The sequence below is a fragment of the Streptomyces sp. NBC_00287 genome (assembly GCF_036173105.1).
GTDB lineage: Bacteria > Actinomycetota > Actinomycetes > Streptomycetales > Streptomycetaceae > Streptomyces.
The window spans coordinates 6,977,969-6,989,371 of sequence record NZ_CP108053.1 but is presented as its reverse complement, the minus strand read 5'-3'; the positions used below and the strand labels follow the sequence as shown (position 1 = coordinate 6,989,371).

General features: G+C 66.0%; 4 protein-coding genes and 2 pseudogenes. 3 read left to right on the top strand and 3 right to left on the bottom strand.

The genetic code is table 11. From position 1 onward, the window contains the following. Window positions 1-339 precede the first annotated feature (339 nt). On the bottom strand, window positions 340-1,308 hold the full coding sequence (locus OHT76_RS31890) for a tyrosine-type recombinase/integrase (protein ID WP_328876672.1): 969 nt from the start codon (window positions 1,306-1,308) through the stop codon (window positions 340-342). Between the two features lie 407 nt (window positions 1,309-1,715). Here OHT76_RS31890 and OHT76_RS31885 point away from each other — a divergent pair. The 3 genes and pseudogenes from OHT76_RS31885 to OHT76_RS31875 form a co-directional block, all read left to right on the top strand. Then, window positions 1,716-2,404, top strand: a pseudogene (locus tag OHT76_RS31885) (transposase family protein); the annotation flags it as partial. 138 nt (window positions 2,405-2,542) lie between these two features. Continuing rightward, window positions 2,543-3,745: an IS110 family transposase gene (locus OHT76_RS31880; RefSeq protein ID WP_328874292.1), complete on the top strand. Its 1,203-nt coding sequence runs from the start codon at window positions 2,543-2,545 to the stop codon at window positions 3,743-3,745. Between the two features lie 15 nt (window positions 3,746-3,760). After that, a pseudogene (locus OHT76_RS31875) lies at window positions 3,761-3,910 on the top strand (transposase); the annotation flags it as partial. A 121-nt stretch (window positions 3,911-4,031) separates the two neighbouring features. Here OHT76_RS31875 and OHT76_RS44190 read toward each other — a convergent pair. Both OHT76_RS44190 and OHT76_RS31870 read right to left on the bottom strand, forming a co-directional pair. Next, a complete protein-coding gene (locus tag OHT76_RS44190; RefSeq protein ID WP_443049937.1) occupies window positions 4,032-4,451 on the bottom strand; it encodes an Imm1 family immunity protein in 420 nt (139 codons plus the stop codon). Between the two features lie 11 nt (window positions 4,452-4,462). Continuing rightward, on the bottom strand, window positions 4,463-11,401 hold the full coding sequence (locus OHT76_RS31870) for an RHS repeat-associated core domain-containing protein (RefSeq protein WP_328874291.1): 6,939 nt from the start codon (window positions 11,399-11,401) through the stop codon (window positions 4,463-4,465). Window positions 11,402-11,403: the final 2 nt, after the last annotated feature.

The window sequence follows — 11,403 nt, the reverse complement described above, 5'->3', positions numbered from 1 at the left end:
AGGGACGCGCCATCACAAATGACGCCCACTTGCGTACCGAGCGTAGCGAAGGGTGCCTGGCGGCAGCCCTCCCAAGTGAGCACGGCAACCGCCCCAGCGCACCCATGCCTCGTAGGCGACCAGGATTAGTTCACCAGATTCGCGGCCGCCGCCGTCATTGTTCGCACCAGCAAGACCGCCACCCGGAGCGCCGCCTCTCGCGGGTGTGCCGATCAGACTGCCAAGGCGCACCTGGGACAGCCTCGACGGCCCGAGGACGCTCGACATACAACGAACCGAGGAAGCCACAGCCGCCTCTCCCCCGTCGCCCGTCCAGTTGCTCAGCGCCTTTCCGGCGGACTACGCGACGAGGCTCAGTCGAGCGCCCATGCCTTCCCACGCATCAATTACCGTTGCATGGGCTCCGGGCTGGAGATGCGCATAGCGCTCGGTCGTCTGGTAGTTCGCGTGTCCGAGCAAATGCTGGACCTCGTACAGAGAGACCCCTATCTGGACGAGCCAGGAGGCGCATGTATGGCGCATGGTGTGCGGCGAGTAGTGCGGGACGCGCCGCTGCTCACCGAGGCCGTCAAGGTAGTAGGCGCTGTCCAGGGCCGGCCACCAGGTGTACCGGCGCCAGTTCCCGTCGTTCAACGGTCGCCCGGCCCGGCCCTTGGTGATTGTGGTGAAAACCAGATCATCGGAGGCGAGTCCGCGCGAGTGGCGCTCGAGGGCGTTGAGGACGCCAGGTGGGAGCGGGACTTCGCGCCGGCTGTTCGTCGTCTTCGGGTACGGCTCGATGCCCCTGCCAGTGTTGACGTCAACGACAAGCAAGCGGGATCGATCACGGTCGATACTGCGGCAGCGGAGCCCGGTGAGCTCGCCCCAACGCAGTCCGGTGTAGAAGCCCAGCAAACACATGGTGCGCCAGGCCGACGGTAGCGAGCACAGCACGCTCTGTGCCTCGCTGGGCGTGAACCATTGCGGCGGGCGGTCCGGAAGGCGCGGCAGCGCAATGTGCCGGCATGGACTGGCCACAAGGAGGCCGTCATCGACTGCCGCGCTCAGCAACGACGATGTCAGGTGGTAAGACCGTCTGACAACGGACGGCCCTATCCCCTTGTCAGTGAGCAGACGAATCCACGCCTGTACGTCGATGCGCTGGATGTCCCTCAACTTCCAGTCCGCCCAGTAGGGCAGGACATGATTCCTCATGACGGACTCATCGCCCCGTAGCGTGCGCGGGGCGACCACCCTCGCGTTCCACCAGCGTGCGTGCCAGTCACGGAACCTGACCGCGCTTCCCCTCGGATCCCGAGGATCCCGGATGCACAGACTCGCCTCTTGCTCGACACCCCAGGAACGGGCCTGCGCCTTGAGCGGGAACGTCGCAGAAGAGCGTCTGCCCTCACGGTCCCGGACCGTAGCCTGCCAATTGCCCGAACTCAGCCTCCGCAGATACAGACGAACTCCTCACCTACCGGCCGCACCAGCTCCAACTGGTCAGACCACCACGAATCTCTCGCCAAGACCGATACGCCGGAGCCTGCCAGCTCAGGCCCCGCATCCCTCAGATGCCGCCTCAAACCACTCCGATCGGCACGGCGGTTAACTCGGCTACTCCCGGCAACGATCCCGGCTTCTTCTCCAGCGGAACGGGACTGTCCTCGCCGACCTGCCGCCTCCTGAACGTCGCACTCAGCCGGGCCCACCCGACGGCGGCTGAGGACGAACGGATCGTCGGCGGGCAGCTCCAGGCGTCGGAGCCGTCCTGGATAAGCCCGTTCACCGGGCTGAGCCCGTGTCAGTTCGGCAAGCTGATCACCGCGTTGCGGCGCGCGAGGGTGAAGACCCGGTGCGCAAGGGCCGGCCGTGGAGCCTGCCGCCGGGGGACCGCGTGCTGCTGGTCGCCGCATACTGGCGAACGAACCTCACACTGCGCCAACTGGCACCGCTGTTCGGGGTGTCCAAGTCCGCGGCCGACCGCATCATCGACCACCCCGGACCCGCGCTCACCCTCCAGCAGCGCAAGCGGTTCCGCCATGACGCCGTCCTCCTCGTGGACGGCACCCTGGTCCCCACCCGCGAACACACCGTCGCCGAGCAGTCCAAGAACTACCGGTACTCCACCAACCATCAGGTCGTCATCGACGCCGACACCCGGCTCGTCGTCGCCGTCAGCCGCCCGTTGCCCGGCAACCGCAACGACTGCAAGGCATGGGAGCTGTCCGCCGCCAAGGCCGCCGTCGGCCACACCACCGTCATCGCGGACGGCGGCTACCGCGGCACCGGCCTGGTCATCCCGCACCGCCGCGAACCCGGCCAGAGCGAACTCCCCGATTGGAAAGAGGAACACAACACCTCCGTAAGTTGTTGGGTGGCCCGGGAGAGCCGGGTGTGGCTGACAACGCCTTGTCGGACGTGGCTCGGTGGGAGTGGCCGCCCAGCTCTCCGGGGCGCCCTGGCTGCTGATTGAGATGTGCGTTTCGGTCGCTGATTACGGAGATGACAGCGGGGTGTTCCTCGGGCCAACGGCACTGCTGTGCGGAACGAGGAGGGGCGAGTGAGCAAGCGACGGACCCAGGTCTGGACTGGCATCGACGCCGAGAAGGGCCACCACTGGGCGGCCGTGGTCGATGAGACAGGCGCGACCCTGTGGTCGAAGAAGATCGACAATGACGAGTCGGCGATCTTGACCGCGCTCGGCGAGATCCTGGACCTGGCGGACGAGGTCCACTGGGCAGTGGACATATCCGGAACCCCGTCAGCGCTGCTGCTGGCCCTGCTCGCGGCGCACGGCCAGCGGGCCGTCTACGTGCCCGGCCGCACCGTCAACCGCATGTCGGCCGCCTACCGGGGCGAGGCGAAGACCGACGCGCGCGACGCCTACGTCATCGCCGAAACCGCCCGCCACCGACAGGACTTCGCCGCCATCAATGTGTCCGCCCAGCTGGCCGCCGACCTCGCTCTGCTGACAGCTCACCGCTCCGACCTCGTGGCCGACCGGGTGCGGATGATCAACCGGCTCCGCGACGTGCTCACCGGTGTCTTCCCCGCCCTGGAACGGGCCTTCGACTACTCGGCTCACAAGGGCGCGCTGGTCCTGCTGACCGGATATCAGACACCTGCAGCCATCCGCCGCCGCGGCCGGGCCCGGCTCACGGCATGGCTGGCCAACCGCGGCGTCCGGGGCGCCAACGGTGTCGCGGCCACCGCACTGGAGGCCGCGCAGGCCCAGCAGACCGCGCTGCCCGGCGAGGACGTCGCCGCGCAGAACGTCACCGACCTGGCCGCACAAATCCTGGCCCTAGACGATTGGCTCAATCGCATCGACAAGCAGATCCGCGATACCTTCCGCAGCCATCCGCAGGCGGAGATCATCGAGTCCTTGCCCGGAATGGGGCCGATACTCGGGGCAGAGTTCGTCGTGGCCGCCGGCAACCTGGCCGCTTATGCAGACGCCGGTCATCTGGCCTCGGCGGCCGGGCTGGTGCCCGTCCCGCGCGACTCCGGCCGCCGGACCGGTAACCTTCACCGCCCCAAACGCTACAGCCGCCGCCTGCGCAGAGTGTTCTACATGTCCGCGCAGACCAGCATCATCCGTGAGGGACCGAACCGGGACTTCTATCTCAAGAAGCGCGCCGAGGGCTGCAAGCACGTCCAAGCCGTCAATGCGCTGGCCCGTCGCCGAACGAGTGTGCTGTGGGCCCTGCTGCGTGACGGACGGATCTTCACCTCCGCACCACCAGTCATACAGGCGGCTTGACTTCATCATTGAGACTCCCACCGCAAAGTCCGCGCCCGCGTCGAGCACACCTTCGCCCGGATGAAGACCTGGAAGATCCTCCGCGGCTGCCGCCTCAAAGGCGACGGCGTCCACCACGCCATGCTCGGCATCGCCCGCCTCCACAACCTCATCCTCGCCGGGTGACGAAGAACAGGCTGGCCAACGAACACCTCGTCGATCATTTACGGGACAGCGCTAAAGGTTCCCGTCAACCCGACGAGGAGCGCCCTTAAGAAACCGCGCTGCGGAACAAGAATGGATTAGCTCACCAGAATTCTGGCTCTTGCCATTGGGTACACGTTGGACGCTGCCCGCCTGAGGACAAGAACTCCTTCACAGCTTGCCGCACAAATGGGAGGGGGATTTCAGAGTGACTCGGAAACTCCGTAATATTACCCATGATGAAGTAGGAGACTTCTCCCCGGCTCGTCGAAGGGTCAAACGAGACCCAGTTTCCGTCGTCCATAAAGGCTAGGACACCGACCTGCGCTTCTCCGTCTACCCCAACCAGCAACTCATGGTCGGGAACCCCTGCAGGCATGAGTGGCCGTTCCATACTGTGCAATGCTGCCAAGTTCCTCGACGGATCAATGAGAAGGAGGTCGTCGATTAGAGCGTCAACATCGCTCGGGCTCTGAAGCAGAATCGGGTCATCTCCGTGCTCGTTCCGATAGTACGCCTGCACCTTACGATCCGTCACCCTGCACCTCCATACGTGTTACTTTTCCAGCCGCCCATTCCGTCGGGCCAGTGTACAGTGAGCTGCCTCTCGCCCAGGATCATGGGAAGCACCTTGTGGCACCCCAGAGGCTGGGAGCACGGCCCGGCTGGATTGTTAATGAAGATGTCCGCCTTTTCTACACCATCGCGGATCATGACAGCGGCCATTTTCTGCTCTGCATCGGCTGCGCGAGCTGAATTTGCAGTCCCGAGAGCCCCCGCCTTCCGAAGTCGATCGTTAACGATGCCTATCAATGCAGCATCCGCCTTCTTATTACCGCTGATGATTCTGATTATGTGGCCTGAAGGGTGGGTACCGACCCCGACTGTCGGCGTTTTGTTTTTAATGAATTCCGGCAACGCCCGAGCGGCGAATTCTTTAAGTCCTGCGACGCCTTTCCCTATGCTCAGTGGGCGCAGCCAGCCAGGACCCGGTGCCCACGGGACGGCATTTTCCTGAAGCTCGACATATCCGCAGAATGATCCGTCCTCATTACACATGAGGTGGGGGTCGTCATCAGGAAGGAGCTGATCGAAAAGCCATTTGAACGCGTCGAAAGGGGGATCGTTTACCTGCTGGTTGTATGGGCCGGGAACTGGATCGGGTCCTGGGCTAGGAGCCGGGGTAGGGTCTGCGTTGCTCGTATCGGCCGTGCCGCAGTTGCTGTTGCAGGGGTGAGGCGTTTTCGGCTTGGTGTAATCGACGGCTTCGTTGGGGCGTCCGTTGCCCTCGGATCCGTCGGGGCGGGTCGGACAGGGTGCGCTGTCGCCGTTGCCACCGCAGGCGAGGCCCATTCCGGTGGGGTCGGAGAAAGTCAGCGGGTTCTGGGCGGCGTAGCTGTAGCCGTTGAGGGTTTGGGGTTTGTCGGTTTCCAACAGGGGGTCGACGCTGATGAACTGGCCGAGGGTGGGGTCGTATTCGCGGGCGCCAATGTGAGTCAGGCCTGTGGTGGTGTCTCGGGTTTTGCCGAGGAAGCCCTTGTCGTCGGGCCAGGTGGTGGTGTCGCCGTCGGGGGCGCCGCGGTCGGCGCCGAACGGGGTGAGGTGTCGTCTGGTGAAGGTCTGGGTGGTGTTCGGGGTGATGGCAAGGGTGCTGGTGCCGTGGTGGTCGCCCGTGAGGTACGTGAGAGTGTTGGTACCCGATTCGTTCGAGCGGAGTGCCGCCGTCACGCCGCCCGCGGCGTAGTAGCGCTGGGCCCAGGTCGTGCCGTCTGCTCGGAGGTGGAGTTCGGTGGCGCCCGCGTACAGGACGCGTTCGCCGTTCTCCGTGGCGCGGATCAGCAGGTTGCCGGATGTGTCGTAGAGGTAGGAGGTGACGATGTTGTTAGGTGCGGTGCTGGTGGCGAGGTGGCCCTCGTCGTCCCAGGTGTGGGCATGCGTGCCGGAGGAAACTGGTGCCGTGCCGATCCAGGAGCCGGCGGTCCACTTCAGCTTCCAGGTGGCGTCGTAGACGGCGAAGCTGCCGCCGTCCTGGAGGGTGGCGAAGTGACCCGAGCCGGCGCCGACCGCGGTGTTCGTGGACCACAGTGAGGTCCCAGTGGCGCTGTAGACGACGAAGTTGCCGTCGTCCTGCATGGTCGCCCACGCGCCGGGGTTGCCCCCGGTGTTGGTGTGCCAGCGCAGTTTGCCGGTGTCACGGTCATAGATGACCAGGTCACCGTCATTCTCCATGACCATCCGGGCGCGCTGGCTGCGCACCTCCTGGCCTGCGGTGAGCTTCCAGCCCGCCCGCAGGTACTGATGGGACACCGCCGTGGTGCGCCGCTCGGTGTTGCCCGCGTCGTCGTAGGAGAAGGACTGTGTCCGAGTGCCGTCACCCGTGGTGCTCACGGAGCTCAGGGTGTGCGGCTGGCCCTCGCCCGCCGGGGGGTAGGTGTAGGCGCGCTCGGTGTCCTGGCCCGCGCGGACCCCGACCCCGTGCTGAGTCTCGGTCAGGCGCTGGCCGGCGTCGTTGTAGGTGTAGCTGGTCCAGTACGGGGCCGGGCCCGACAGGGCGGATGCGCTGCGCGTGGCGGAGCAGTCCTGCGAGGACGGGGTCCACGCCTCGATCAGGCGCTGGTAGCCGTCGTAGGCGAAGCACTGTGTCTCCGCGCTGCTGGAGCCGCCCAGCGTGGTCGGATCGGTGATCGCGGTGACGTTTCCGGACTGGTCGTAGCGGTAGTTCAGGTCCTGCAGCATGTACGGGTGGCTCTGGTCCGTCACATGACTGCGGAGCAGGCGGCCGGTGCCCTCCTCGAAGCGGTTGGAGACGTAGATGTCCTTGGCGCCCGTGCCGCCCGTCCCCAGCGTCAGCAGTTGCGGCTGGGAGAGCGCCGAGTACGACACCTCCCGCAAGTAGCCGGTCGAGCCGCCGATCGAGGCCACATTTCCCAGGCCGTCGTATGTGAAGCCGATGGTCTCCGACGGCAGACCGCCCATCGCGGGCTGCCGGTCGTACTGCTGGGTTCCGTCGATGTTGAAGTACGTCTCGTACGCCAGCGTGGACAACGACGGGTCCGCCTTGACGAACGGATCGTCGGCGGGCAGCTCCAGCTGCGTGTGGGTGGCCCGGTTAAGGCTGTCGTACGCGGTGACGGTCTGGGTGTATGCCTGGCCCGTCTTGCCGCCCACGTAACGGGTGGAGGAGGTGGGCAGACCCTTCAGGATCGTGTCGTAGGTGTAGCCGGTGAGCTGGTTGGCGTCCGCCTTCGAACTCTTCCAGGTTCCGGTGACACGGCCGAGTTCGTCGTATCCGGTGACGATCGACGTGTTGCGGGCGTCCGTGGTCTGGACGGGCCGGTCGAGCTGGTCGTACTCGGTGAGTGTGGTGCCGCTGTCCGGGTCGGTGGCGCTGACCTGGCGTCCGAACAGGTCGTACGTGTACGTCCACTGCGCATTGTCCGGGCCCGTGATCGACTTCTGCTGACCGTCCAGGGCGTACGTGAACTTCGTCGTCGCGTACGACGACCCGGGGCCAGTACCGAAGGACGTGTCGGCCGGGCTTTCGGTCGCGTACTGGCGGGTCTGCATCGTCCGGCCGCGGATGTCGGTGATCGTGCGCTGTGCCGATCCGCCTTCCAGGGCCGTCGTCGCGACGGAGTCACCCGTGTAACTCGTGGTCGTGGACCACTTCTTGACTCCGTAGACGTGCAGTGTGCTGGTTGTCGGCCGGCCCGCGCCGTCGAAGACCGTCCCGTTCTGCATCGGCGCTTCGCCGTACTCGGCCCGTGTGTAGGTGCCGTTGGGCGTGGTGGTTGTGTCGAAGATGTCCGCGTACGTCTCGTAGGCATGGCCACGGGTGTCGTAGCGGGTATCGGTCAGCAGGCGCCCGCCCTGCGGCGTCGGCGACTGGGTCTGCAGCGGACGCAGCAGGGAGTCGAACAGCGCGTAGCTGGTGTTGTAGGTGTCGCCGTCCCTCTTCAAGGCGGAGGTCGACACCCAGGACGGCTTTGTGTTGTCCAGGTGATAGGCGAACTTGCTGTTCGGGGCCTGGCTGCCACGGATTCGGTTGGGCAGCCACACTTCGGTCAGCCGGCCGAGCGCGTCGTAGTTCAGCTCGGTCTTCTTCAGATTGATGTCGTAGCTGCGCAGCGTAAGACCGCGGCGCGGGTCGAGGAAGCTGACCGCCTTGTACAGCTTGGGGTCGGTGGTGATGGTCTTGGTCAGCGGGCCCGCGTCGGTCGGCGTGTACTCCGTGGAAGACGTGTCTCCCTCGGTGTTGGTGACGCTCAGCGGACGGCCGAGCGTGTCGTACTTCGTCTTCGCGGTCGTCTGCCAGCCCGACGGAAGCCGGTCGCCGTTCAGGTCGGCGGTGGCGGCGTAGCCGGTGGCCCGGCCGATCCAGGTCGCTTCACCCTTGGTGGGCTTCTGCGTTGATGACCAGCTCGTCGCTGTGGCGCTGTCGTAGACGATCGCTGTGTCGGACAGGACGTCGCCGCGTGTGTCGGAGTTCGCGGGCAGGGTCAGGTTGCTGTCCGTGATCGAGCACTCCCGGGCGACCGTGCGAGTGCGGGAGACCAGGCTGGTGATCCCCACGTCAGTGTTGCGGGCGTACCAGGTGAGGGTGCAGGTTTCGTCGCTGCCCAGGCCTTTCTGGCCGTAGTCGTCGTAGGCGTACACCATGCCGAGGGAGTCGTATCGCTTGGTCGCGACATGGGTGCGCCAGGTGTCGGTGCTCGTGAGGTAGGTGCTGCTGTAGCTGACGGTGTCGCGAACCCACCGGGCAACATGGTCGGCCGCGTCGGGGACCGTCTGGGTGGCCATGTTCTTGTGGGTGTAGTTCTTGAAGGTGGTGCTTACTGGTTGGCTGCCGTTGTAGGTGACCTGCTGGCGCAGCGCGCCCTTGAAGTAGTCGCTGTCGGTGGCGGAGGTGAAGTCCACGTCCGTGTCGAGCAGCGGGTCCACCGTGACGGTTTTGGTGGTGCCGTCCTTGTTCTTGTCGCCGTGCATGCCCTGCATGTAGAGGGACACCGTCTTGGACCGGGTCACGCTCGTCGCGCCGGTGAAGGCGGTGACCTTGCGGTAGCCGCGCCAGTCCGACCACGTCCGCTCGTCCTTCGGCGTGAAGGGGTCGTCACTGTGGTGCCAGGCCGCGCCGCTGTAGTCGTAGGCGTGCTCAACCATCTCGTTGCCCGCGGTGGGGTCGGCGACGCCCACGGCCAGCACGCGGTACTTGTGGAACCAGTCGACCGAGGCTTCCTCGGCTCCGTTGATGTTCCAGTACTGCGGGTAGCAGGAGCGGGTGTTGGTGTCCTCGGCCGCTCCCAGAACCTGGCTGCGCACGCATTCCGGCGACGACAGGGTCACCGTGGTGATCCCGCCCGTCTCCGTGGTCACGGTGGAAATGCGGGGCCGGGTCAACGGCAGGATGTCGTCGGTGGCATCGACCCGGTTGGGGCGCATCTGGTACGTGAACGAGACCGGGTTGAGCGCGATGCTCGTGTCGCCCGCCTTGCCGGTGCGCTTGATCGACTTCAGTGTCAGCGTCTGGTCGGAGCTGTCGCCGATGTCCCCGCCGTCCAGGTACTGCTGGATCAGGTCCCAGGAGTCCACCGGGTCGTAGGCGTCACTGGTCGCGTTGTACGAATAGGTGTTGACGCTGGTGACACGCTTGCGGGAGAAGAACGACGGGCCTGCCGCGTTGCACTCGGTGTCGCCGTCGGTGCAGATCGCGTCGAACGGGACGTCCGGCCAGTTGTCGGACGTGGCCTCGGTCAGGCTGGAGCAGTCCGAGGCCGTACAGCGTTCGGCGTGGCCGAGGGTGACCTTCGCGTCGGCCTTGTCGGTGAACAGGGCGCCCTTGCGCAGGCCGTACTCGATCCGGGTGAGGTATCCGCCGCGGATGTAGGAGGCGTCGGCGGTGGTCGCCTTGTTCTTCTTGTAGTGGTTCGATTCCTTCGTGTACCAGTAGGTGGCCGCGTTGCCATGGGTGTCCTCGACGTAGTCGAGGTTCCAGCGCCACGCCTGGGTCACGGACCGGTCGCCGAAGGTGTCACCGGCCGAGTAGCCCGGTTCGTCGGCATCGTCGCCGAACACCGGAACGGTCCAGGTGGAGTTGGTGCGCTGGGTGTCCGCTCCGTCGAGTTTGTTGAGGCCGAACACGTACTTGGTGCCGTCGCCGGAGACGACGGTCCAGTACTCGCCGTTGTTGTCGCCGTTGTCCGCGCCGGTGGAGCGCGTCACCTGGGAGGCGTCGTCGTCCGCCAGCTTCCACTGGCCGCTGGCATCGTCCCTGACCAAGCGGGTGGACTTGCCGTTCAGAACCAGGCTCGCGTTGTCGTACTTCCAGCAGCGGTCGAAGACGTCCGCGTGGCCGTCGTCGTCGCAGGAGCCGTAGCTGCGCTCGATGTAGGACTCGGTGAGGGAGAAGCCCTCACCGATCGATGTGCCCTGGTTGTTGGTGGTCGAGGTGCGTCCGTCGACACTACCCGAGTCGTACGAGAGCGACAGCCCGGGCGCGGGGCCCGCTGCGGCGGGAGGCATCGTGAAGCCGTACGACCACGTGAAGGAGCCCGAGTTGCCTCCCGCCTGCCACTCCGAGGACGCCGACAGCGGGGTCGCCGAGTAGTCTCCGGTTCCTGACGGCGATTGACCTGAACCGGCGGCCGCGGCGGTGACCGCAAGGACAGTCGCCGATGAGGCGGTAGCCGTTTCCGACCCCACAAGCTGCGGGGATGTACCGTCGGCCGCCTCGGACAGATCGACCTGCGCCGAAACCGACTGCCGTGTGGTGTCGTTGCCCGAGGTGAGCGGCTGCTGCTCGCGGCACTCGGCCTTCTGCGGGGTGGTCAGCACGCAGGCCGGCAGTTGTACCAGGCGCAGCCGCTGCGACCAGTCACCGCCCACAGCCGAGGCGAAAGCGCTGTAGTCGACGCTCACCTCAGCGGTGCCCGCTGTGTCCGCCTCGGCGGTCAGCAGGACTCCTGTGATTCCCGCCTTGCGGGCTGCCTTCTGGTCCAGGACAGTGATCCGCACATCCCCACTGGCTGCGGCCTCCTGACCGGAGTCCCCGGAGGTTCTGGACTTCGGGGAACTGGCAGAGTTCGGGGACAACGGGTTCACCGCGACAGGCACACCACCAGGCGCCGCCTTGGCCGTCTTGCCGCCGGTGAGCTTGAGCGTCGCCTCACCGTTCTTGGGCCAGGCGGCCTTCTGATCGGCCCGGGCCTGCTCAGCCTGTGCCGCGTTGGCTTTCTTGTCCTTGGCCACCCTCTGCCGGGCCTTCTTCGCCCCTGGCCCGTCGTACGTCTTGACCTTGCTCACCCGGGACTCGGGCACATCGGGCCGCCCGAGACCGCCCGGCTCCTCCTTGGCCTCGGCAACTTGTGCAAGCCCCAGGGGCGCTACCAGTGCCAATGCCAGTGACGTCGCCAGCAATCGGCTGGTGCGGTGCCGCGCGGCTTCCCGCCGTCTTGAGGTGCCTATGCCAAAGGCCATCG

Coding starts and splice junctions, on each gene's coding strand:
- OHT76_RS31870 (WP_328874291.1), bottom strand. CDS start 11,401: ATGGCCTTTGGCATAGGCACCTCAAGACGGCGGGAAGCCGCGCGGCAC.